Below are 24,881 nucleotides of genomic sequence, written 5' to 3'. Positions count from 1 at the left end.
CTGATCATTTTATCTAGATGTTTCATACGTCTAGATTCATTTTGGTTTATTGGCGTATGCCTTTAAATATATCTTTTATTTTGAAAGGAGAAATGGCTATGAGGTCTCAAAAATTCACACTGCTATTACTATCTCTACTACTTTTCTTACCTCTTTTTCTCACAAATTTTATTACTCCAAATCTCGCATTAGCAGATTCACCAAAGCAAAGTCAAAAAATTGTTGGGTACTTTCCTTCGTGGGGCGTTTACGGACGTAATTATCAAGTTGCTGACATTGATGCATCAAAGCTTACTCACCTTAACTATGCTTTCGCGGATATTTGTTGGAATGGAAAACATGGAAACCCTTCTACTCATCCTGATAATCCAAATAAACAAACGTGGAACTGTAAAGAATCTGGTGTACCATTGCAAAATAAAGAGGTTCCTAATGGTACTCTCGTACTCGGTGAACCATGGGCTGATGTTACCAAATCGTATCCTGGCTCAGGGACAACTTGGGAAGATTGCGATAAATATGCCCGTTGCGGAAATTTCGGGGAACTAAAACGATTAAAAGCTAAATATCCTCACTTAAAAACAATTATTTCCGTTGGTGGCTGGACTTGGTCTAACCGCTTTTCTGATATGGCCGCTGATGAAAAAACAAGAAAAGTATTTGCTGAATCTACAGTAGCTTTTCTTCGCGCATATGGGTTTGATGGCGTAGATTTAGACTGGGAATATCCGGGCGTTGAAACGATTCCTGGTGGTAGTTATCGTCCTGAAGATAAACAAAATTTCACTCTCCTTCTTCAAGATGTCCGAAATGCTTTGAATAAAGCAGGTGCTGAAGATGGCAAACAATATTTACTAACAATCGCTTCAGGCGCAAGCCAACGCTACGCTGATCATACAGAGCTAAAGAAAATTTCTCAAATACTCGATTGGATTAATATTATGACATATGATTTCCACGGCGGATGGGAAGCTACTTCTAATCATAATGCAGCTCTATATAAGGATCCAAATGACCCAGCAGCAAATACGAATTTTTACGTAGATGGTGCTATAAATGTTTATACAAATGAAGGTGTTCCAGTCGATAAACTAGTATTAGGCGTACCCTTTTACGGACGTGGCTGGAAAAGTTGTGGCAAAGAAAATAACGGACAATATCAACCTTGCAAACCAGGTAGTGATGGGAAACTTGCTTCTAAAGGTACTTGGGATGATTATTCTACCGGTGACACAGGTGTGTATGATTACGGTGATTTAGCAGCCAATTACGTTAATAAAAATGGTTTTGTACGCTACTGGAATGACACAGCTAAAGTACCTTATTTATATAATGCAACTACAGGCACATTTATTAGCTACGATGACAATGAATCTATGAAATACAAAACAGACTATATAAAGACGAAAGGTTTAAGTGGAGCAATGTTTTGGGAACTAAGCGGAGATTGCCGTACAAGTCCAAAATATAGTTGCAGTGGTCCAAAATTACTTGATACGCTAGTAAAAGAATTACTTGGTGGACCTATTAGTCAAAAAGATACTGAGCCACCAACGAATGTTAAAAACGTTGTAGTTACGAATAAAAATTCAAACTCAGTTCAATTAAACTGGACTGCATCTACTGATAACGTAGGAGTTATGGAATATGAAATTACTGCTGGAGAAGAGAAATGGAGTACAACAACAAATAGCATTACAATTAAAAACTTAAAACCTAATACGGAATACACATTTTCAATAATTGCCAAAGATGCTGCTGGAAATAAATCACAACCTACCGCTCTTACTGTCAAAACGGATGAAGCTAATACGACACCTCCTGATGGAAATGGTACTGCTACATTTTCAGTCACTTCGAATTGGGGCAGCGGTTATAACTTCTCGATTATAATCAAAAATAATGGAACGACTCCTATTAAAAATTGGAAATTAGAATTTGATTATAGCGGTAATTTAACACAAGTTTGGGATTCTAAAATTAGTAGTAAAACAAATAATCATTATGTAATTACGAACGCAGGATGGAATGGTGAAATTCCTCCTGGTGGATCTATTACAATTGGCGGTGCAGGAACAGGTAATCCTGCCGAACTTTTAAATACCGTCATTAGCGAAAACTAGACGTAATATCCATTAATTAATTCACTAAAGTTTGAATTTAGGTTTGAGCAATACCTCCTAAATTCAAACTTTTAATTTTACGAAAAATCAAAAATATCATAATAACCTATTATAATTATATTTAATTTCTAATATGAAGTTTATATGAAGTTCATTTGAATTTTACATGAATTTCCTTTAATTTCTATTGTCTTCCTATAATATCCATATTATCCTTTACATAAAGGAATTATTTTCATTCCATTTTGAACTATCTATATATATAAAGAAAGATAGTCACCTGTTAGGGAAAGGCTTTCGTATTATAAATATAACAAAAGAAAAAGCACGCTTATAAGCGCACCATAAGAGTGCTTCTTCATACAATTCTCATGTAAGAGTTCTCGAAAATCATGTTAATCACAAAGAAAAGGCATTAGCTCCTAAAAGCTAATGCCTTTTCTTTATTCATATTGTTCAGTATTCCAATCTTCTATATTCCATACTTTTGTTATCCACGATTCATAGAAAGAAGGTTCATGTGAGACAATTAAAACCGTTCCTTTGTATTGTTGTAACGCTTCCTGTAAAGCCATCTTAGTTTCTACATCCAAATGATTAGTCGGTTCGTCTAAAATTAAAACATCAGCTTTTTCTATTTTTTCATATAAGGAGCTAACACACTTAAAATCTCTTCTTTATCCTTTTTTAATTCGAGTGATGTTAACATATCCATCGTTCTCGGCCTAGGTAATTTCACTTGTACCTCGCCAACTATTGACGCTGGTCTTTGAGATAAAATAAATACGCGATCTGAAAGCAAGATTGCCTCATCTAAGTCATGTGTCACCATAACGATTGTTTGCTTTTCTTGATGCCAAGAGTTTAAAAGCCAGCTATGTACTTCCATTTTTGTAAATGCATCTAATTTACCAAAAGGCTCATCCAGCAGCATAATTGGCTTTTCACATAAATATGTGCGCAGAAAACTAATTCTTTGACGCATACCACCAGATAATTCATCTGGATAATGGTCTGCATATTCATCTAGTTGGAACTGCTTTAATGCTTCCATTCCTTCTGTCAGCCTTTGTTTTTTCGGCTTTCCTTCAATTTCTAACGGAAGAACGATATTTTGCAAAGCTGATCGCCACGGTAGTAATAAATCTTGTTGTGGCATATAACTAACAACATCTTGCTCTTGTACTTGCTTATCGTTATACGTTACGTTCCCGCTTGTTGGTTTTTCAACATTTGCAATCATGTTTAATAATGTGCTTTTCCCGCAACCACTTGGTCCTACAAAGGAAACAAACTCTCCCTCTTGTATAGAGGCACTAATATTCTCTAATACATTCTTTCCGTCAAAAGATTTCACTATATTTTTTATTTGTAATCCGCTCATTTTTCACTTGGAAGGAATTCATTTGTAAAAGCATCTTTTACATCGATTTTCTTTTTAATAACTTTGTTGTCATATAAGAAATTCATGTAATTCGTCCAAATTTCTTCCTTCTGTACTCCCCATGCTTTAGCATCATCTTGATACTTCGTACTTAACCATTTTTGGCTTTCTTGAACTAAATCTTTATTTACATCTGGAACAGCTTTAATTAAAATATCAGCAGCCTCTTTCGGTTCCTTAATTGCAAAATTATAACCTTCTGTCGTTGCACTCATAAACTTTTTCACAAAGTCTTTATCTTGCTTCGTATGTTTTTCACTCGTAATAATAACAGGACTATAGAAATCAAGCGCTGGATCTAAGTCCTTCACCATAATCGTATTTAACTCTTTTCCTTGGCGCTTCGCTTCAATACCATCCCAACCGTAATAAATCCATTCGAAATCTGCATCACGACCGATTGATTTAAAGAAATCTGTTTGTCCTAAGATGATTTTTTCAACTTTATTAAAATCAGCTTGATGTTTATCCATAATCGTCTTTAATGTCGCTTCTTCCGCTGGTCCTCCCCAGCCGCCGTAACGTTTACCTTCAAAATCTTTCGGTGACGTCATATTATCTTTCTTAAGCGATGCAAACGCTGAAGTGTTATGCTGAATAATCGCTCCTACAGATACAACAGGAATTCCTTCCACACGAGCTAACGTTACATTTTCTTGTGCGCTTATTGCGAAGTCTGCTTTTCCTGATGCTATCATTTGCTCTGCTGTTACATTGTCACCTGGTTGAATAATTTCTACATCTAATCCTTGCTTTTTGTAATAATCTTTCGTTTGCGCTACATACAAGCCAGTATGATTCGTATTTGGAAACCAATCTAATACTACTTTTACTTTTTGATCTTTACTTGCACTTTCTTCTTTCTTCGCCGGATTACATCCAGCCACACCTACCGCTACTAAGGCAGCTAACATAACTTTCAAACCTTTTTTCATTTTCTGCCGTCCTTTCTATATATCCATGGTGCTGTTATTCTTGCCATAAACTCTACGATAAAATACAGGCATAATGTCACCATAACGATGATTGCTGCAACACCAAATACTCGGGCAGTCAAAAAGGATTTTGTAGCCCTCGTAAGCATAACGCCTAATCCTTCACTTGCACCGAGCCATTCTCCGATAATTGCCCCCATTACACTATATGTAACTGCAATTTTTAAACCTGAGAAAAAGTATGGAAGCACTGCTGGAAATTTTACTTTCTGGTAAACTTGCCATTTTGTCGCCTTCATTGTTTGTAACAGTTTCAACATGTTTTTATCTACTGTTTGAAAACCTTCTAAAATACTAAGCGCAATTGGGAAGAAACAAACGAGTATTACGACCATTACTTTCGGCAACATCCCATATCCAAACCAAATAATAAATAGCGGTGCAAGTACAACAATTGGAATTGTTTGCGAAATAACGAGCAATGGATTTATTAAAATACGAAATAACGGTATAACGTCCATAATAATTGCGATGCTCGTCCCCAATAAAATTGCAAAGAATAGTCCAATTATAACTTCCTGCAGTGTTTGCATCGTATTTGGTAATAGTAAATCTTTCATCCCAATTAATTCTTGAACAATGGCAGAAGGCTTTGGTAAAATCCACGGTTCGATTTTAAATAATGAAACAGATCCTTCCCATATCGCAATGAGAAGGATAAGCCAAATAGTTGTAATAAGTTTAGATTGCTTCTGGTTTTGCATATTCATCACGGTACTTCCAAACCTTTTCATCTATCGTTACACCAGTGCTTGGACGATAATGGATTTTAATAGAAGTAATCACTTCTTCTGCTCCAGCATCGACGCAAGCTTGTTGCGCACGTTTAACGACATCAAGAAGTACATCTAATTCTCCTTCCAAAGTTGTTTCCATTGCCCCTACTTCATAACGAACTCCCGATTGTTGCACAACTTCAATTGCTTTATCGACAACAGAATATACATCTTTCGTTTTTGCTTGTGGTACTACTGAAAATGACATTGTAACTTGTTGTGACATAATAAAATCCCCCTTATAAAAATAAATTTCAAAAATAAGAAAAGGCTTTCCTACTGCGTAGGAAAGCCTTGTATGCAAGTTATTACAGAATAACATATGCTACATCACTTTAAGTAACTCCCTACGCTGGCATTATCCAGATCAGGTTGAGGGTCGATGTTTACTTACATCCTCTCAGCCAATTGGCTCCCCGGTCCTTAATTCGTTTTCATTGTAGCATGATTTATTTTATTGAACAAACAAAAGCATGCATAATCATTTCATTATTTTTGGAAAATAACCAACTTTTTCACCATGAGCTAATAACTGCTGAATAAATTCTTTATTAATTGCTGGTACTATCAATTCTTTTTTCTTAATCCATTTATTCGTTCTACGCGTACCCATTACAATTTCAGATTGCTGCGCTCCATCTCCTGCAACTTGAGAAGCAATTAACTCTGCTATTACTTCATTTCCCTTCGCTAATGCAAGTCCGGTATTTACATATTCTGAAAGTGGAACCATTTCAAGATTGTATCCACACTCTCCAATTAGCTGTATAAATTGTTCAAACTCAATTTGATGTGGATGACAAATATGTAACGTCTCTCCTATAATTTGCGCATCTTGCAAATACGATACAATTGATTTACTAGCAAAATCAATTGGTGTGAAATCAACTTTCCACTTCACATTTGGTGCTTTCCCAATTAATAGCATTGTTTTAATAAGACGATAAAATGCGTTTCCTTCAATATTTTGTTGGAACGAACCTGTTTCTGAATGACATGCTAAATTACCTGCACGATAAATATTTCCACGCAAACCATTTTTCATTGCTTCACGAACAATGTTTTCCGCTTGTAGTTTACTATTTGAATATACATTCTCTAAGTCTACACTGTAATTAAAATCACCAGTTTTCATGTATGTATCCCATTGATCTACCGCTAATTCTAACGGGATACCAATTGTAGAAATAAAATGGAATGTAGCACCTTTCTCCGCTAATGTTAGCATACGGCTAGTTCCTTGGACATTTATATTTTCAAATTGTTTTACATCTCCAAAATGTCTTACATCTGCACCGCAATGAATTATCGTATCCATCTTAGAACTGATGAACATAAATTCTTCTTCGCTCATCCCAAGATACTGTTCTCCAAGATCACCAGCTACGGCCTGTATACGCTGTAACCATTCTTCACATATATCATTAAAGTAGCCTGTTAATGTATCTATAATTCTTTGCTGCACATCTTTAGTTGGTCTTACTAAACAATAAATAGTAGCAGATGTATCTCTCAACAATTCATATAATATGTGTGATCCTAAATAACCAGTAGCTCCTGTTAAAAAGACATTTGAAATCTGGTTTTCTTCCAAAACGTTTGCATACGTGATAGTATCTGGTTCGTGAATCACTTTATATTCACGAAATACTTCTTCTTTCTCTACTTTTACTTCTCGCTCAATTCGAGCTAATCCATATATCGTTCTTTCTTTAAAGAAATCTTGAATTGTTAAATGTGAGAAATCTTCTTTTAACAATGTTAAGACTCGTAATACTTTTAATGAATGTCCACCAATTGTAAAGAAATCATCATGCACTCCAACTTTTGAAATTCCTAATACTTCCGCCCAAGCGTTCGCTATTTGTTTTTCTGCTTTATTAGAAGGTGCAACATATTCTTGTAGCCGAACCGGTTCATACTTTTCTTCTAACTGAGCTAACTTCTTAACATCAATCTTTTTATTAGGTGTAAGTGGTAATTCATTAATATAAATTAGTTTAGATGGCACCATATAATCTGGTAATTGCTCTTGTAACTGATAAACTAATTCTGTTATTTCTTTTTTATTTAAAGTTGTATAGAACGCGATTAAATATTGGCTACCTTCCTTACTCTTCTTAGCAAAAACAGCATTTTCTTTTATATTATGATTTTGAGAAATTTTACTTTGGATTTCGCCTAGTTCAATACGATGTCCTCTAATTTTTACTTGATCATCTTTCCGATGTAAAAACTCTATATTTCCATCCTCTAGCAACTTAACGATATCACCTGTTTTATATATATTAACTATAGGATTAAAAGGGTTCGGAATAAAAGCTTCAATTGTTTTATTAGGCTTATTAAAATACCCTTTTGCTAATCCCACTGAATCTATATATAATTCACCAGGTACACCAATTGGACAAAGATTCATATTCTCATCCAAAATCATAACTTGATAATTAGCACATGGTTTACCAATGGGAATACTCGCAACATCCTCATTTAACTGACTAGGTATTTTATAGGTTGTCGTCACTACAGTACATTCTGTCGGTCCGTATACATTATGAATTTCAACATTTGTACCTATTCTTTCTCTCCACAATTTAATAACCTCTACAGGCAACATTTCACCGCCAATCGCAATTCTTTTTAGGGAAGCTAGCTTATATATATCTTCTTCTGCTAAATAAGTTGCTACTTGTCGAACAAAAATTGTTGCTAATGCCAAGATTGAAGTTGCTTTCACTTTATAGATTGCATTTGCAAATGCTTCTACAGACAATCGCTCTTCCTCTAATAGTACATATAAGTTTCCTCCACAGAATAAAGAAGCAAATGACTCCCATACAGAAGCATCGAAACTAAAGGAAGGAAATTGGGCAAATACATCCTCTTCTGTCAATTCATATTGCTTTTTCATCCAAGTATACAGATTAACAACGCCTCTATGAGCTAACATCGTTCCCTTTGGATTCCCTGTTGAACCAGATGTATAAATCATATAAGCTACATCATCACAATGAATAGACAACTTTACATCTGTATCTTCATAAGTTTCACTATCATACATTGAAACTGTTTGAACCCCATCACATGTTATAGGCGTCTCTTTCATCAATATAACTTTCGCTTGGCTATCTTGAATAATGTACTGTATTCTACTTTCCGGATAATCTGGATCAATCGGAACATACGCTGCACCAGCTTTTAATATAGCTACCATACTTACTACTGTGTCTATGCTACGTTTCATAAATATTCCAACATAGTCTCCTAATTGGACGCCGTTTTTAATTAACATATGAGCTATTTGATTACTTTTTTTATTTAGCTCCTCATAAGTTAAAGTACCTTCCCTTGAAGATAAAGCTATACGATTTGGAAATTGAGTAACAGTATTATAGAACATATCGACGATACTTTTCTCAGGATATACTGCTGTCGTATCATTCACTTGACTATAAAGTGCCATCTCGGCCTCTGTAATAACATTAAAATTATTTATATGATTATTATTATTTTGTGATTTATTAATTAAAACACCTTGTATTTGTTGTGCATAACGAGTAATTGTTGTCTCTTTCCAATTAACACTATTAAATATTATTTCTACACTTTGCATATTTTTACTAAATACAAATTGTAATGTATTCGTGTCTTTTAGCTCATAATATGTTTCACCAATAATAATAGGTGACATTTCATATAACGTATTACCGTTTTGAAACTCTTCTATTTCTTCCTCATTCATTTCTTTAATTTGCTCCAGTTGCTCTTCAATTTGTAAATTTAAACTTTCATAGGAGAGAAAATTAGAAACTTCAATAGTAATCGGAAATAAACTTCCTCTTACATGATAAAGCACGACAATATGTTTTTCTTTAGAAATATGATATAACCACGTTGCAGTCGCTCCTATTAAATCTACAATGTGAGTCAAATTTGAAAACAGTTCCGTTTTCCTTTTTATCCTAAGTTCTGTTCCTTGCACATCTTTAGGTATTTTAATACTTCCTTCTACTTTTCCTAAAAATTCTTTTACCATCTCACTATAAGAAATTGCTAATTTCATATTTAGGTAAATTCCTCTCTTAAATATAATAAAGGTGTGAAAATTCACACCTTTTTTATCCCTTATTAAAGGGCAGATTCGTTCAATTCATAATCAGTAGCGGAGATACCCCCTTGATTAGAATTGAACTTTCTCCTTATTCGCTTTTAAACTCACCAATAAGCTCTTGTAATTCCTGAGAGAGCCAACTTAAAGAAGTCGCTAATTCTGCAATATCTTGTACTGATATTTCTTGCTCTTTCATGCTTTCTTCAACATTACTACTGCTGTTGGCATAAGTATTTGCAATATGTGATAATTCATTTACGACTTGAACGATATTCTGGCTATTTTGTAAAATATCACTCGAATTACCCGAAACAGCTTTTACTTGATCTGTAACAGATTGCGCTGATTTGGAGATTTTTTCGAAGAAATCTCCACTACTTTGAACAAGTGAAATTCCAGTTTCTACTTCTTTTGAACCTTTTTGCATGGAAACTACAGCATCTTCTGTCTCAGCTTGTGTTTCACCAATTAATTTCGCTATATCTTTTGCAGACGCTTCAGTTTGTTCTGCTAATTTTCGTACTTCATCAGCAACAACTGCAAACCCTCTTCCAGCTGCTCCAGCACGTGAAGCCTCAATAGAAGCATTTAAAGCTAATAAATTTGTTTGATTTGAAATACCTGTAATTACAGTTACGATATCACTAATTTCTTTTGACCTTGTTTCTAACGAATAAATGATGGAAGATAAATCTTGTACTGCATTTTGAATTAAACTCATTTGATTAATAATTTGTCCAATCACTTCATTACCTTCAATTGAATGTTGCTCCATACCTTCAGAAGCAACCGCAACTTGTTTCGCAGCCCCAGTTATCTCTTCTACCTTATCTTCCATTCCATGTACAATCCCTAAACATTGTTGTACTGAAGTTTTTTGAGACTGTGCCCCTACTCTTAAACCTTCAATAGAACTTGCAATCTCTTGAACTGCCATGCTGTTTTCCTCTGTACTCGCCGACAATTCTTGTGAAGAAGAAGAAACTTGCTCAGCAGTTTGCCTTACTTTATCTATAATCCCTTTAAACTTTTCAATCGTGTTATTGAAATAAACATTAATAATTCCAATATCATCTGGTCTTTCTTTTAATTTAATACTCAAGTCACCTTCACCAATTTTACGTAACCCTTCTCGTAAATCTTTTAATGGAGCTAGCGAGTGACGCACGATAAAGAATTGAGTAATAGTCGCAATTGCTAATGAAATAATGATAAAGAGTAAACCCTGTATCATAAACTTCTCTTTTGTAATAGGAACAATGGAAGCATCTAAGTCAGCGGCAACAATTGCAATAATATTGTTTTCTCCATCTGTAATTGGTTCTAATATTGTCACCCACGAACCTATTTCATCTTCATATACTTCTGTCATTTGAGCCTTTTTCGTATCAATCACTTTATCGTATGCCTTCATCCAATGAGCGGGTTGTTCATAATAATCTCCCGGCTTTATAGGAAACGCATTTGTTAACTCTGTAGTCAAACCAACGAGTTGTAATTCTCGCTTTTCATTCGGCTTTGCTCCTGTAACATACGTTTGTCCAACGCTTTTCAATTCTTTTGATACTTCATCTAATTTCTCTGTTAACTTTTCTTTTTTCACTTTTTCGGCTGTAGGATCTTTCGCCATGTCTCTAACTAATTCTACATCCAGTTTTTTCAATACTATTTCTCCTGTTTCAATAGACTGCCTTTCAAATAAAGACATCATACTATTTTGAAACATATTGAAACTTAGTGCACCCATACTTCCAACAAGTGTCAAAATAACTAATACGGTTAATAAGACGTTCTTTTGAAGGAACGATAACTTATGCCAATATTTTTTCATTAATATCCACCTTCCTTAATCAACACAAACAAAAAAACAAAATATATGGATATTTTGTTTGAAAATGTTTCTCAATATGTTCGAGAATAAAAAAAAGCCAATGTAAAAGCATTGGCCAAGACCAACCCTATCCGTCCGGTAACTGGCTAGCGTAGCCTTTCGACCTTAGCTCCTGTAGTTTTGCGTCCTCATGTTTCCATCAGTTTGCCTTTCTCGCTGAACGAGTTGAACGATATGGGAGTTCTATGAGAATTAATTTATTCTCTTTCAAAGATTACAACATATAAATCAAAATGTCTACTTATTTAGAGATATAAATACAAATTTTTAATGCATTGCTTTTTCGAAATAATTTCAAAAAGTACGTGAATGTTACTTTTTTTGTGTTATATAATAAAAAATGTATAAATAACAAGGATTTCTTCGGGTATTTATTTAATTTTCATTCAAATTAAACTATTCGAATATATCTTAACTAATGAATTTCGGAGGTAGTTTATCATGTTTTGGCTACAATTTCTTACCTTGTTACTCTGTATTTTTATTGGTGCACGCCTAGGCGGAGTTGGTTTAGGAGTAATGGGTGGAGTTGGTATGGCAATACTCGTTTTTGTCTTCCACCTACAACCAACCGCGCCTCCTATCGATGTAATGCTTATGATTTTGGCAGTAATTACAGCTGCTGGTGCTTTGCAAGCTGCTGGAGGAATGGACTATCTTGTTCATCTAGCTGAAAAGGCATTACGAAAAAATCCAAAGCGTATTACTTTTTTTGCTCCAATTGTTACTTATTTATTCACACTATGTGCAGGTACTGGTCACGTTGCCTATTCTGTACTTCCTGTTATTGCAGAAGTCTCTCGTGAATCAGGGATTAGACCGGAACGCCCAATGTCGATTGCCGTAATCGCTTCTCAACAAGCAATTACAGCTAGTCCAATTTCAGCTGCCACAGTTGCTCTTTTAGCAATGTTAGCTGACTATAAAATCACCTTATTAGATATTTTAAAAGTAAGTATCCCTTCTACTTTCATCGCTTGTATGATAGCTGCATTCGTTGCTAGTAAGATGGGAAAAGAATTAAATGAAGACCCTGAATACTTAAAACGATTAAAAGAAGGAATGATTCCTAAGCTTGAAGAGAAAAAAGCATTTGTAGGTGTAAAGGGCGCAAAATTATCAGTTATCCTTTTCCTAGTAGGAACCTTCCTTGTTGTACTTCTTGGTTCATTTGAAGCACTTCGTCCAGGATGGATAGTTGATGGGAAGTTAGCTCGTCTTTCCATGCCGAACACAATTGAGATGGTTATGTTAACTATCGCGGCTCTTATTATTATTTTCTGTAAACCAAATGTAGAAAGCATTGTGTCTGGTAACGTCTTTAAAGCAGGAGCAACAGCAGTTGTTGCTATTTTCGGTATCGCTTGGATGGGAGATACTTTCTTTAACGGAAACTTAAATATGATTCAAGGATCCATTCAGCATTTAGTAACAAGTGCACCTTGGCTATTTGCCATCGCACTATTCATTCTATCTATTTTACTGTACAGCCAAGCAGCAACAGTACGTGCCTTAATGCCACTTGGACTATCTCTTGGCATTCCACCAGCGCTACTGATTGCTATGTTCCCTGCAGTAAATGGATATTTCTTCATTCCAAACTATGGAACAATCGTTGCTGCTATTAACTTTGACCGTACTGGTACAACAGGTATCGGTAAATACGTATTAAATCATAGTTTTATGATTCCTGGCCTAATTGCAACATTTACTTCTATCGGAATTGGAATGCTCTTAATTTCAATTATGTTTTAAAGAAAAAGCACAAACCTTTATTTAAAAAGGTTTGTGCTTTTTTAATCAAATGTTTGTTTAAATTTTGGGGCAGTCTATTTCTCCATGTAGCACTTAAAATACTACACGTCCTTCCCTACAAACTTCTCTTTACTTCTTCAGCTAATTTTCTCGTACTTTCATACGCAGATTCAGCTAAACTAATTGCTGAAATAACTGAAACACCGTCCGCACCCGCTTCTATAACTGCCGCTGTATTTTCAATTGTAATCCCACCAATACCAACGATTGGCACTGTAATTCCTTGTTCTCTAAAATAGGCTAATCCTTTCGTTCCTTGAACCGCTTTCGTATCTTTTTTCGTACTCGTTGGGAAAATAGGTCCAACGCCTAAATAATCTGCTCCATTTTCGATTGCAAAGCGTGCTTCTTCAATTGTATGAGCAGATACGCCGATAATTTTATCTCCCATTTTTTCACGAACAGATGTAATTCCTTCATCATCTTGTCCTACATGAACACCATCTGCATCTAATTCAATGGCTAATTCTACATCATCATTTACAATGAAAGGAACACTATATTCCTTACAAAGCGTCTGCAATTCTTTTGCAAAGCGCACTCTATCTTCTCCGATTAAAGAACCTTCCCCCTTCTCGCGAAACTGAAAAATTGTCACTCCACCATCTAACGCTTCTTTCAATACAGCTAAAGGATCCCTCGTGCAGTTATTACTTCCCATAATAAAATACACTTGCAATAGCTTAGACATTTTATCTATTTCAATGCGTGCCATTTCTTTCACTCCCTCTTACTCTAACTCCTCAATCTTTCCATACTTCTCAATATCACTAGAAGTAGTATTCGCTAACTGATTTAAAAATTCAATTTGGAAACTACCAGGTCCCTTTTCCACGGTCTTAGCAGCTGCCAGTTCCGAAGCTACACCATAAAACGTTAATGCTGCTACTGCTGCTTTTACATAATCTTTTTCCACTGCTACAAATGCTCCTATTACAGAAGTTAGTAAACAACCTGTTCCCGTAACTTTCGTTAAAATAGGGTGACCATTTCGAATAACAATAGTTCTCTCTCCATCTGTAACAACATCTTCTTTTCCAGTAATGACCGCAACTGTATTTAGTTCATCTGCTGCCTGCCTTGCAATACTTACAACATTGCCATTTCCAGTACCAGCGTCTACCCCTTTAATTTCCCATCTCTCATTAATAACGTTCGCTATTTCAGCTGCATTTCCGCGAATACTCGCTAATTCAATTTCAGCCGGAATATGTCTCGCAACTTCTGTTCGATACGATGTTGCTCCTGCACCAACTGGATCAAACAGTACTGGTACATTGTTCACATTTGCTGATTTACCGGCAAGTAACATCGCTTCTACTTCTTCAGGACGAAGTGTTCCCATATTTAATACTAACGCTCCAGCAATGCTAGCCATTTCTGCCACTTCTTCTTTTGCATACGCCATTACAGGCGATGCCCCAAGTGCCAACAAACCGTTAGCAGTAAAATTTGTTACAACAACATTTGTAATATTATGAACGAGCGGATTAGATTCTCTCACCAAATCCACTACTTTACTAATTTCTTTCATATTCATCCTTTTCATCTCCTAACTATAATGATGGGAGATACACAAAAAGACACTTTGCGCGTACGCAAAGTGCCTGAACATGTGCTTTTACACTCTCCCTACGCTGGCATTATCCAACAGGTTCAAATGGTCAATGACGGACTAGTAGCCATACTCTCAGTTTGTATCCACAAACTCCCATGTGTTTCTTATTCATCTACTTCAAAGTCTACTCTTATTCTAGTAAAATAACAAGTTCTTTACTTTTCTATTTAATATAGAAGCAACTGATAAAGTGAAACTTTAATCAGTTGGGATTTTGTTCCCTCCATTAAAAACAACTCAAATATGGAGCGAAACTGAATCTCAAGAAGATGTATGCTATATTTAACTTATGGAAATTTGAAAGGATGTTTTTAATATGTCAAAAAGCGTTGTAATCGCTGAAAAACCTTCCGTTGCACGAGATATTGCTCGTGTACTGAAGTGTGATAAAAAAGGAAACGGCTATCTTGAGGGTAGTAAATATATTGTAACTTGGGCTTTAGGTCATCTCGTTACATTAGCAGATCCAGAAAGTTATGATGTGAAATATAAAAAGTGGAATTTAGAAGATTTACCGATGCTACCGGAGCGTTTGAAATTAACGGTTATTAAACAAACTGGGAAACAATTCAATGCTGTGAAAAGCCAGCTATTTAGAAAGGATGTAAATGAAATTATTGTAGCGACAGATGCTGGACGTGAAGGAGAATTGGTCGCTCGCTGGATTATTGATAAGGTTCGCATTAATAAACCGATCAAACGTCTATGGATTTCATCTGTAACCGATAAAGCAATTAAAGATGGTTTTGCAAATTTAAAACCAGGTAAAGCCTATGACAATTTATACGCTTCAGCAGTTGCGCGTTCAGAAGCTGACTGGTATATCGGTCTTAATGCAACTCGTGCTTTAACGACTCGCTTTAATGCCCAGTTAAATTGCGGCCGTGTACAAACCCCTACTGTTGCTATGATTGCTAGTCGTGAAGATGAAATAAAGAACTTCAAAGCTCAAACTTACTACGGCATCGAAGCTCAAACAATGGAGAAGCTCAAACTTACTTGGCAAGATGCAAATGGCAATAGCCGTAGTTTTAATAAAGAAAAAATCGATGGTATTGTAAAAAGTTTAGATAAACAAAATGCTACTGTTGTGGAAATTGATAAGAAACAGAAAAAGTCATTCTCTCCTGGTCTTTACGATTTAACTGAATTGCAACGTGATGCAAATAAAAAGTTCGGTTACTCTGCTAAAGAAACATTAAATATTATGCAAAAATTGTATGAACAGCATAAAGTACTAACGTACCCTCGTACAGATTCACGCTACATTTCATCTGATATCGTTGGAACACTTCCAGAACGTCTAAAAGCATGTGGTGTTGGAGAATACCGTCCCTTCGCACATAAAGTATTACAAAAGCCTATCAAACCTAACAAATCATTTGTTGATGATAGTAAAGTAAGCGATCATCATGCGATTATTCCAACAGAAGGATACGTTAACTTCTCAGCATTCACAGATAAAGAACGCAAAATTTATGATTTAGTTATAAAACGTTTCTTAGCTGTTTTATTCCCAGCATTCGAATACGAACAACTAACGTTACGCACAAAGGTTGGCAATGAAACATTCATTGCACGCGGAAAAACGATTTTACATGCTGGTTGGAAGGAAGTATACGAAAATCGATTTGAAGACGATGATGTAACTGATGACGTAAAAGAGCAGATTCTACCTCACATTGAAAAGGGCGATACATTAACTGTAAAGTTACTTATGCAAACATCAGGTCAAACGAAAGCACCTGCACGCTTTAATGAAGCAACTTTACTTTCAGCAATGGAGAATCCTACAAAATATATGGATACGCAAAATAAACAACTTGCTGATACGTTAAAATCGACTGGTGGATTAGGTACTGTAGCGACACGTGCAGATATTATCGACAAACTTTTCAACTCTTTCTTAATTGAAAAACGTGGTAAAGATATTCACATTACATCAAAAGGTCGTCAATTACTTGATTTAGTACCAGAAGAATTAAAATCACCTACACTAACTGGTGAGTGGGAACAAAAACTTGAGGCAATTGCAAAAGGAAAACTAAAGAAAGAAGTATTCATTTCGGAAATGAAGAACTATACGAAAGAAATTGTTTCTGAAATTAAATCGAGTGATAAAAAATATAAACATGACAACATTTCAACGAAGTCTTGTCCAGACTGCGGTAAACCAATGCTAGAAGTAAACGGCAAAAAGGGAAAAATGCTCGTATGCCAAGATCGTGAATGTGGTCATCGTAAAAATGTATCTCGTACAACAAACGCTCGCTGTCCGCAATGTAAGAAGAAGCTAGAATTACGTGGTGAAGGTGCAGGTCAAATCTTTGCATGTAAATGTGGCTATCGCGAGAAATTATCCACATTCCAAGAAAGACGTAAAAAGGAATCTGGAAGTAAGGCTGATAAGCGCGACGTTCAAAAATATATGAAACAACAGAAAAAAGAAGAAGAACCATTAAATAATCCGTTCGCAGAAGCTTTAAAGAAATTAAAATTCGATTAAACAAAAAGGTTCCTACCGCTCTCGGTAGGAACCTTTTCTTAGTGAATGATTTTACTTCCTTTTGCATTCTCAACAAATTTTTCACTTGATTTGTTAATTGGTGTTTTCAGTAATAACGCAGCAACAATCATAACTACTACGAAAGCACTTAACACAAGTAAATCTCGCGTTACGATATCCCATAGCATTCCGCCTACTGTTTCACGAATTGCACTAATTGCATATGTGAACGGTAAGAATGGATAAATTGCTTGGAAGAATGCTGGTGTCATTTGGATTGGGAATGTTCCGCCCGATCCTGCTACTTGTAGTACAAGTAAAATGATCGCCATCGATTTCCCAACGTTTCCGAAAATAGAAACGAGTGAGTATACGATACAAACGAAGACTCCACCAATAAATAAACTAAATAACACAAACCAGAATTTATCGACTACGTACGTACCGAGTAAGAATATATCTCCCATCGATACGATAAACGCTTGTGAAAGACCTATCGTTAAGAATGTTAATAAACGTCCGAAGTAAATTTCATGGCTCTTATAATTCGCGCCCTCTTCGTGTACTTCTACCGTTAATAATGAAACCATTAATAATGCGCCTACCCATAATGCAAGCACTGTATAGAATGGTGACATCGCTGAACCGTAATTCGGCATCGCAAATAATTTATTTTCTTTTAAATTTACTGGATTCGCAAAGTAATCGCTTTGCTTTTCAACATCATTTTTCAATAAACGTATGATGTCTTTTAAATCCTCTTCAGATTCAAAATCACGAATTTTATCTGCTAATTCTTTAATCTTTTTCTCAGTAGCTGGCATTTCAGCTTTAATGTCTGCTAATTTCTTTTTACCATCTACTAAACCTTTTGATGAATCTTCTAGTAATTTTTTAACATCTGGAAGCTTTTTGTCTGCCTCTTTTAAAATTTGAGATGTGTTTTTAGACATCTCTTTTGTGCGAGCAATTGCTGCATTGAAATTTGGAGTGATTTCTGAGTCATATTTAGCTAAAATGTCACCAATTTGGCCCGAAACACTTTTAGACACTTGATTAATACTTTCAATAACATCTGCTGCTGGTTTTTGACCTTTATTAATAGCGTCAATTCCTTTATCAGTTAAATCGATTCCTTTTTGGAAACCATCTTTTACTTTATTTAACTTAGCGATTGTGCCATTAAGATTTTTATCACTATTCACATCAGCTAACACTTTATTTGTACTTTCCAGAACTGGAATCATGTCATTAACTAAATTCCATCCTGCTTTGAACTGTCCATTCACATCATTTAAGGCTACTTTTGTAGAATCTAATCCATTAACACCTTTGTTACTTAAGTCTTCTCTTGCTTTTTCAAGCTCCGTTTTTAATCTACTGTAATCATTTACAGCTTTATCATATTTCTCTCTACCATTGTTTAATATCTCATTAGCCTTATTTATATCTTGATTTAAATTGCCTCTAAGCTGCTGTGCATTTTCTTGCGCATTTTCAGCCTTACTTTTCAGTTGCTCAGCTGTACTTACTGCTTTTTCAAAATCAGCTACAAACGTTGCATTATAATCCTTTTCAGCTTGATTTACTAAATTATTTACTGCATCTAATTTTTGATTTACAGCATCTCGCACATCTTGTTTAACTTCTTGTCCGGAACTAATTAAATCTCCTACATGCTTAACCCTATTGTTAGCATCCACCATAGAATTTTTAAGCACTGTTAAACTTTCCACTCTGTTTCCAAAGAACTGTTTACCGAATTCCGTGGAAGCTGATTCCTTGAAAGCTGTAAAGAAATCAATCAAATATGAAACACTATCGATACGCTCTTGGAGGAGCTTTGAAGCATCCTGCACATTTTTCTGTGCTACAGCTGGATCCACGCCTTTATTTTGAAGGCCATCCATAACACTCTTTACATATGCCGTTCCAACACGAGTAGAATTGAAAACAGTGTTTACAGTTTGATCAATATTTTTAGCAATATTTTTATACCCTTCACCATTCACTTGTGGTAATGCTGGAATCTCTGGTATTTGTGGAATAGTTATATTAGGTAAGACTGGTAATTTAGCTGGATCTGGCAATGTCAGATTAAAGTCAAATGCCGGATTTTTTAAGTAATCCGTAATTTTCGCTGCAGCATCCAATCCCTGCTGCATTACTGTTAAATTATTTTTAATAGTTCCCGGAGCGCGATTCAATGTTTCATCATTTCTAGCAAAGAATTTATCTAAATTCCCTAACGCTTCTTGCCCATCATTCATAACACTCTCTACAACAGGCAACTCTTTTTGCGCTACTTTCACAACATCCTCTGCTCGAGTCGCATCATCTAACGCCTTATCCATCAATGTATTCATTTCTGGGAACTGCGCTTCTAACTTAAAGACAAGATCTTTTACTTTCTCGATACTTGGTAAGTTTGTTTCTAAATCGATTCCAAGGTCATTGAAGATTTTAAAAATCTCACCGTTCGCTGTTTTAACGAAGTTTTTACTAATTTCTTCCGTAATACCTGATGCACCTTTTGCTGTAATTTTCGGTGCAATCGCATTTACCTTTTCATTTACATAGTAATCAAGTTCTGGTTTCTGTGGATTTTCATCCAGAACAGTTGCAATTTTTTCAGAGAAGTCTTTTGGGATTGTAATGCTTGCATAGTAATCCCCGCGTTCAACTCCGTAAATTGCCTGCTTTTCGTCTACAAACTTCCAACCAAGATTTTTGTTTTTCTTCAGAGAATCTACAATCTCGTCCCCGATATTGATATCTTTCCCTCTTAAATTAGAGCCTGCATCTTGGTTAGAAACTGCAATGGGAACCTCTTTTGTATTTCCATATGGATCCCAAGAAGCTTTAATGTTAAACCATGCATATAACGATGGTAAAATCATTAATCCTAAAACAATAACAATTGCAGCCCAATGTTTGGCTACATTCCGTAAATCTGTCTTATAAATACGCCAAATCTGTTTCATAGAAGTTATCACCTAATTATATATTTTTCCTTCTTTAGAAAATGATACATACATTTTGCAATTATATCACTTTCTACATCGTGTATTAACCAAAAACGTACTATTTTTTCCCATTAACTTTCACTTACTTCATTATATAACGAAGTGAGTCAAAGTATGAATACAAAATGACCAAATCGGTTTTACATTCAATAATAACAAATATATATGAAATGTCATAAAAAATACAAGTATTTTCTCTTGGAAATACTTGTATTCCTAAAAAAAATCCTCACAGCTTTTATTCTCTGTGAGGATTTCTTCTATTATATATCCAATTGAACCTCTACACCGAAATGATCTGAAATTACATTTCTGTTTGTACCATTAAAAATAACTTTTGAAGAATGAACTTTTTTACTTTGGTTACACAATATTAGATCGATTCGCAAATTATGTTTATTTTCATCCCAACCAGCAATCTCACCTTGGACAGTCGTTCCTTCATCCTTCTCTATTGCTAATTCATATGTGTCATACAACCCTTTTTGCATCATATACTCATAACCTTCGCCTTTCAATCGAGCATTATTATTAAAATCCCCCATTAAGAAGGCGAGCTTATTGCTATCTACACGCTCCATCAAACGATCGACTTGACCTTTGAATGACTCTTCTTCATCATTCCACCAACCGAGATGACAAGAGTAAAACGTTATATCCTTACCATTATAAGCAATTGTTGTACTTACAATTTTACGCGTTTTCCAATACGTTGTATCCTCGTTTTCTGAAATGAAGAACGTATCTTCTTTTATAATATTATGCTTCGTTATAATCGCTAATCCTTCTTCGTACACGTCATAACCAATATGAGAGAAATCCCAAGTAATATTGTAATCTTTTACATGTAGCGCTTTTAACTCTTCTAATAGTAAAAGTCCAAAATTATCTTCTTTCTTGTTACCGCATACATTTTCAGCTTGTATGGACTGACTTACTTCTTGCAATGCGATGACATCGTACTCTTCTTCTTGAATTACTTTAGCAAGGTATTGTATCTTTTCTATTTGATTCTCTTCTTGCCAAGAATGACAGTTTAAAGTTAGCAATTTCATATTATTACGCACCTAACATATCTTGAATGTCTGACTTTAATACGTCAGCTTTCGGACCATATACCGCTTGTACACCTTTATCTTTTACAATAAGCCCTAAAGCACCATTTTGTTTCCACTGTGCTTCTGGTGCAACAACATCTAAATCTTTTACTGTTACACGTAAGCGTGTCATACAAGCATCTACGTCAGCAATATTTTCTTTTCCACCTAATAAATCGATAACTTTTGTTGCTAATGAACCGTCTTGTACATTTCCTGTTCCTTCTGATGCCTCATCTTCATTATCAATATAGTTACCTGCACGCCCTGGTGTTGGTAAATTGAATTTTTTAATTAAGAAATTAAATAGTGTAAAGTTAAGACCGAAGAACACTAATGAAACAATAACAAAGTTGATTAAGTCTCTTGTTAAACCTGCGTTAACCATCATTGGCGTACGAGTAATTAACTCAATAAATCCAAATGCATGAACACGTAAGTTAATTAAATCAGCTAGCGCGAATGCAAGTCCTGTTGTAATAGCATATACAACATATAATACTGGAGCAATAAACATGAACATGAATTCAATTGGTTCTGTTACACCTGTTAAGAATACTGCTAATGCTGCTGATAAAAACATTGGTTTATATTTTGCACGCTTTTCTTTATCAACGTTACGGAACATCGCAAATGCAATTCCCATTAAAGCTGCTGTTGAGCCGATAACTTGTCCAGCTTTGAAACGAGCTGGTACAACGTTATTTAATAAATCGTTATATGCCTTCGTATCTCCATTTGCTAATAAATTATTTAAATCTGTAATCCATGCAAGCCATAATGGATCTTGTCCTGCTACAACTTGTCCAACTTTTGAACCAGTTAGCATCGTATATGTTCCGCCTAGCTCTGTATAGTTCATCGGAATCGTTAACATATGGTGTAAACCAAATGGTAATAATAAACGCTCTAACGTTCCATATACAAACGGTGCAACAACTGGTGCACTATCTTTTGAAGCTGCAATCCAGCGACCAAATTCATTTAACCCACTTTGGATGAATGGCCATAGAAGTGATAATACAATCGCAGTAACTGTAGACCAAAGAATTACAACGAATGGTACAAATCGTTTTCCATTAAAGAATGCTAATGCCTGTGGCAGTTTATTATAGTTATAATATTTGTTATATAAAGTAGCTCCTAAGAAACCTGTGATGATCCCTACGAACACTCCCATGTTTAATGCAGGTGCACCAAGTACAGAAGTAAAGTAATCTTTTACAATTAAATCTCCCGCTATTACTGAAGAAACTTTCGCTTTTGAATCCGCTAACATTTCAGCGTTTACCCCAAATATAGCTCCTGTAATTCGGTTTGTTAAGACGAATGCTAATAGCGCTGCAAATGCACCACCCGCGCGATCTTTCGCCCAAGATCCCCCAATTGCTACTGCGAATAAGATGTGTAGATTTGTAATGATTGCCCAACCGATGTCTTCCATTACGCGAGCGATTGTATGAACTGCGTTAACATCCCCAGCAGACATACCAATTAACTTACCGATGGAAATCATTAAACCAGCTGCTGGCATTACGGCTACAACAACTAATAACGCTTTCCCGAACTTTTGCCAAAAATCAAAAGACGTAATTTTCATCTGTTCTTCCTCCCCTTTATTTATAAAAACATAATGATTTAAATTATAATTTCTGTTCCCTTTATGAAAACGATTCCTTATGTTACTTTATTTTTATCCTTTACGCAACCGTTTTCATAAATCTATTTTAATAAAAGCGTTTTCACTTTGCAATAGAAATTTATTTTTTTTCATAAAAAAAGATGCTCAAAGAGCATCCTTTTTTATTATGAAATGCGATAAACCCTTGTTTCATAAGGCTTTAAAGCAATTGTTGTTACTTCTTCATGTTCCGCAACTTCATAGTTATTTAAAAGCAAACGTTTGCGTTCTAGTGCAAATGAACCCTCATTATACACAGCTTCCTCTTTTGAGATATTACTAATTACAATGACTTTTTCATCCTGTAACGTACGTGTATATGCATAAATTTGTGGATCGTCTTCTAAAAGTAAATCATACGTACCATAGTTCAGTACATCGTGCTCTTTTTTCAGGGCAATCATTTTCTTATAGAAATTAAAAATAGACTTTTCTTCATTTTTTTGCTTTTCAACATTAATTTCTTTGTAATTTGGATTCATGCTAAACCAAGGTGTACTTGTTGTGAAACCAGCATTCATCTCATCATTCCACTGCATAGGTGTACGTGAATTATCGCGGCAAGAAGCCCATATAATCTCCATCATATCCTGATGTGGTACGCCCTCTGCAATTTTCTCGCGATATAAATTTTTAATTGCTACATCATCGTAATCTTCAATATTTGGTAACTGAACATTTGTCATACCAATTTCTTGGCCTTGATAAATAAAAGGTGTACCGTGCATAAAGAAATACATCGCCCCTAGAGCTGTTGCACTTTCACGCCAATATTGTTTATCATCTCCCCATGTTGAAACGATACGTGGTTTATCGTGATTCTCAATATATAAAGCGTTCCATCCTTTATTTTCTAATCCTTTTTGCCATTTCGTTAATACTTTTTTCAATCCTACAACATCAAGGTCTTTCTTCTTCTCTGCATCCCATAAACTTAAATGTTCAAATTGGAATACCATATTGAACTTACCTTGCTCTTCTCCAACCCAAAGCTCAGCATCTTCAATCTTAACACCATTTGCTTCACCAACAGTCATAATATCGTACTTAGAGAATGTATTTTCTTTTAGCTCTTCTAATAAAGGTTGAATACCTTTCACATTCATATGTTTATCAAAAGATGGCACATATTTTAACCCTTTTGGATTTGGCATATCCTTGAGGCCTTCTTCTTTTTTAATATGACTGATCGCATCAACGCGGAAACCATCAATACCTTTATCAAGCCACCAATTAACCGTATCGTATAGTACTTCGCGAACTTCTTTATTCTCCCAGTTTAAATCTGGTTGTTTACGTGAGAATAAATGTAAATAATATTGTTCTGTTTCTTCATCATATTCCCATGCCGAACCATTAAAAATACTTTCCCAGTTGTTTGGCTCCGCACCATCTTTACCATCATGCCAAATATACCAATCACGCTTCGGATTATCTTTAGATGAACGTGATTCAATAAACCATGGATGTTCATCACTCGTATGATTAATAACTAAATCAATAATAAGCTTCATATCACGCTTATGAACTTCATCTAGTAAAGCATCAAAGTCTGCCATTGTACCAAACTCATCCATAATATCTTGATAATCACTAATATCATAACCATTATCATCATTAGGCGACTTATACATTGGACAAATCCAAATTACATCTATACCTAAATCTTTTAAATAATCCAGTTTTGCAATAATACCTTGTAAATCTCCAATACCATCACCATTTGAATCCATAAAGCTTCGTGGATAAATTTGATAAGCAACCGCTTCTTTCCACCATGTCTTATTCATAGTCATTC

At 35.1% G+C, this 24,881-nt stretch carries 15 protein-coding genes, 1 pseudogene and 3 riboswitches; of the genes and pseudogenes, 3 read left to right on the top strand and 13 right to left on the bottom strand.

Annotated features, from left to right (window positions below; genetic code table 11):
* The first annotated feature begins 98 nt into the window (after positions 1-98).
* A complete protein-coding gene (locus tag ACTFR3_RS21280) occupies positions 99-2,123 on the top strand; it encodes a glycosyl hydrolase family 18 protein (protein ID WP_001257487.1) in 2,025 nt (674 codons plus the stop codon).
* Positions 2,124-2,566: 443 nt separating this feature from the next.
* Here ACTFR3_RS21280 and ACTFR3_RS21275 read toward each other — a convergent pair.
* The 7 genes and pseudogenes from ACTFR3_RS21275 to ACTFR3_RS21245 all read right to left on the bottom strand — a co-directional run.
* Positions 2,567-2,761, bottom strand: a pseudogene (locus ACTFR3_RS21275) (ABC transporter ATP-binding protein); the annotation flags it as partial.
* Positions 2,758-3,507, bottom strand: a complete 750-nt coding sequence (locus ACTFR3_RS21270; protein ID WP_000016088.1) for an ABC transporter ATP-binding protein — start codon at positions 3,505-3,507, stop codon at positions 2,758-2,760. The gene ACTFR3_RS21270 and the pseudogene ACTFR3_RS21275, both read right to left, overlap by 4 nt.
* A complete protein-coding gene (locus ACTFR3_RS21265; protein WP_000715573.1) occupies positions 3,504-4,502 on the bottom strand; it encodes an ABC transporter substrate-binding protein in 999 nt (332 codons plus the stop codon). The genes ACTFR3_RS21270 and ACTFR3_RS21265 overlap by 4 nt, the downstream gene beginning before the upstream one ends.
* Positions 4,499-5,272: an ABC transporter permease gene (locus ACTFR3_RS21260; RefSeq protein WP_001057166.1), complete on the bottom strand. Its 774-nt coding sequence runs from the start codon at positions 5,270-5,272 to the stop codon at positions 4,499-4,501. Before ACTFR3_RS21260 ends, ACTFR3_RS21265 begins: the two co-directional genes overlap by 4 nt.
* On the bottom strand, positions 5,244-5,564 hold the full coding sequence (locus ACTFR3_RS21255; protein ID WP_000082906.1) for an MTH1187 family thiamine-binding protein: 321 nt from the start codon (positions 5,562-5,564) through the stop codon (positions 5,244-5,246). The genes ACTFR3_RS21260 and ACTFR3_RS21255 overlap by 29 nt, the downstream gene beginning before the upstream one ends.
* Positions 5,565-5,665: 101 nt before the next feature.
* Positions 5,666-5,767: riboswitch (TPP riboswitch) on the bottom strand.
* Positions 5,768-5,819: 52 nt separating this feature from the next.
* A complete protein-coding gene (locus ACTFR3_RS21250) occupies positions 5,820-9,401 on the bottom strand; it encodes a non-ribosomal peptide synthetase family protein (protein ID WP_440044803.1) in 3,582 nt (1,193 codons plus the stop codon).
* 136 nt (positions 9,402-9,537) lie between these two features.
* Positions 9,538-11,280 carry a methyl-accepting chemotaxis protein gene (locus ACTFR3_RS21245; RefSeq protein ID WP_000761079.1) on the bottom strand — a complete coding sequence of 581 codons (1,743 nt, stop codon included), beginning with the start codon at positions 11,278-11,280 and terminating at the stop codon, positions 9,538-9,540.
* Positions 11,281-11,414: 134 nt separating this feature from the next.
* Positions 11,415-11,499, bottom strand: a riboswitch (cyclic di-GMP riboswitch).
* A gap of 282 nt (positions 11,500-11,781) precedes the next feature.
* Between ACTFR3_RS21245 and ACTFR3_RS21240 the strand changes: the two genes are divergently transcribed.
* On the top strand, positions 11,782-13,095 hold the full coding sequence (locus ACTFR3_RS21240) for an anaerobic C4-dicarboxylate transporter family protein (protein ID WP_000498700.1): 1,314 nt from the start codon (positions 11,782-11,784) through the stop codon (positions 13,093-13,095).
* Between the two features lie 115 nt (positions 13,096-13,210).
* Here ACTFR3_RS21240 and thiE read toward each other — a convergent pair whose 3' ends face one another.
* Both thiE and thiM read right to left on the bottom strand, forming a co-directional pair.
* A complete protein-coding gene (thiE, locus tag ACTFR3_RS21235) occupies positions 13,211-13,870 on the bottom strand; it encodes a thiamine phosphate synthase (RefSeq protein ID WP_000090960.1) in 660 nt (219 codons plus the stop codon).
* Between the two features lie 15 nt (positions 13,871-13,885).
* On the bottom strand, positions 13,886-14,695 hold the full coding sequence (gene thiM, locus ACTFR3_RS21230) for a hydroxyethylthiazole kinase (protein WP_001056115.1): 810 nt from the start codon (positions 14,693-14,695) through the stop codon (positions 13,886-13,888).
* A gap of 72 nt (positions 14,696-14,767) precedes the next feature.
* A riboswitch (TPP riboswitch) is annotated at positions 14,768-14,880 on the bottom strand.
* A 209-nt stretch (positions 14,881-15,089) separates the two neighbouring features.
* On the opposite strand from thiM, the gene topB reads away from it, so the two are divergent.
* Entirely contained in the window at positions 15,090-17,279 is a 2,190-nt protein-coding gene (gene topB / locus ACTFR3_RS21225; protein WP_440044802.1) for a DNA topoisomerase III, read from the top strand.
* Between the two features lie 38 nt (positions 17,280-17,317).
* On the opposite strand, the gene ACTFR3_RS21220 is transcribed toward topB, so the two are convergent.
* The 4 genes from ACTFR3_RS21220 to ACTFR3_RS21205 form a co-directional block, all read right to left on the bottom strand.
* Complete coding sequence (locus tag ACTFR3_RS21220) at positions 17,318-20,263, bottom strand: YhgE/Pip family protein (protein ID WP_234574333.1); 2,946 nt, start codon at positions 20,261-20,263, stop codon at positions 17,318-17,320.
* 305 nt (positions 20,264-20,568) lie between these two features.
* Positions 20,569-21,360, bottom strand: coding sequence for an endonuclease/exonuclease/phosphatase family protein (locus ACTFR3_RS21215; RefSeq protein ID WP_098391834.1), 792 nt, complete (start codon positions 21,358-21,360; stop codon positions 20,569-20,571).
* A 4-nt stretch (positions 21,361-21,364) separates the two neighbouring features.
* Positions 21,365-23,002, bottom strand: coding sequence for a PTS transporter subunit IIBC (locus ACTFR3_RS21210; RefSeq protein ID WP_000705560.1), 1,638 nt, complete (start codon positions 23,000-23,002; stop codon positions 21,365-21,367).
* 206 nt (positions 23,003-23,208) lie between these two features.
* Positions 23,209-24,873: a glycoside hydrolase family 13 protein gene (locus tag ACTFR3_RS21205; RefSeq protein ID WP_001044710.1), complete on the bottom strand. Its 1,665-nt coding sequence runs from the start codon at positions 24,871-24,873 to the stop codon at positions 23,209-23,211.
* Between the last annotated feature and the right edge of the window lie 8 nt (positions 24,874-24,881).

Source organism: Bacillus cereus group sp. MYBK14-1 (assembly GCF_051916885.1).
Classification (GTDB): domain Bacteria; phylum Bacillota; class Bacilli; order Bacillales; family Bacillaceae_G; genus Bacillus_A; species Bacillus_A cereus.
This window is presented reverse-complemented; position numbering and strand designations above follow the sequence as displayed.

Excerpts from the sequence above, each read along its gene's own strand:
- ACTFR3_RS21280 (WP_001257487.1), top strand. The coding sequence starts at position 99 with ATGAGGTCTCAAAAATTCACACTGCTATTACTATCTCTACTACTTTTC.
- ACTFR3_RS21270 (WP_000016088.1), bottom strand. The coding sequence starts at position 3,507 with ATGAGCGGATTACAAATAAAAAATATAGTGAAATCTTTTGACGGAAAG.
- ACTFR3_RS21265 (WP_000715573.1), bottom strand. The coding sequence starts at position 4,502 with ATGAAAAAAGGTTTGAAAGTTATGTTAGCTGCCTTAGTAGCGGTAGGT.
- ACTFR3_RS21260 (WP_001057166.1), bottom strand. The coding sequence starts at position 5,272 with ATGAATATGCAAAACCAGAAGCAATCTAAACTTATTACAACTATTTGG.
- ACTFR3_RS21255 (WP_000082906.1), bottom strand. The coding sequence starts at position 5,564 with ATGTCACAACAAGTTACAATGTCATTTTCAGTAGTACCACAAGCAAAA.
- ACTFR3_RS21250 (WP_440044803.1), bottom strand. The coding sequence starts at position 9,401 with ATGAAATTAGCAATTTCTTATAGTGAGATGGTAAAAGAATTTTTAGGA.
- ACTFR3_RS21245 (WP_000761079.1), bottom strand. The coding sequence starts at position 11,280 with ATGAAAAAATATTGGCATAAGTTATCGTTCCTTCAAAAGAACGTCTTA.
- ACTFR3_RS21240 (WP_000498700.1), top strand. The coding sequence starts at position 11,782 with ATGTTTTGGCTACAATTTCTTACCTTGTTACTCTGTATTTTTATTGGT.
- thiE (WP_000090960.1), bottom strand. The coding sequence starts at position 13,870 with ATGGCACGCATTGAAATAGATAAAATGTCTAAGCTATTGCAAGTGTAT.
- thiM (WP_001056115.1), bottom strand. The coding sequence starts at position 14,695 with ATGAATATGAAAGAAATTAGTAAAGTAGTGGATTTGGTGAGAGAATCT.
- topB (WP_440044802.1), top strand. The coding sequence starts at position 15,090 with ATGTCAAAAAGCGTTGTAATCGCTGAAAAACCTTCCGTTGCACGAGAT.
- ACTFR3_RS21220 (WP_234574333.1), bottom strand. The coding sequence starts at position 20,263 with ATGAAACAGATTTGGCGTATTTATAAGACAGATTTACGGAATGTAGCC.
- ACTFR3_RS21215 (WP_098391834.1), bottom strand. The coding sequence starts at position 21,360 with ATGAAATTGCTAACTTTAAACTGTCATTCTTGGCAAGAAGAGAATCAA.
- ACTFR3_RS21210 (WP_000705560.1), bottom strand. The coding sequence starts at position 23,002 with ATGAAAATTACGTCTTTTGATTTTTGGCAAAAGTTCGGGAAAGCGTTA.
- ACTFR3_RS21205 (WP_001044710.1), bottom strand. The coding sequence starts at position 24,873 with ATGAATAAGACATGGTGGAAAGAAGCGGTTGCTTATCAAATTTATCCA.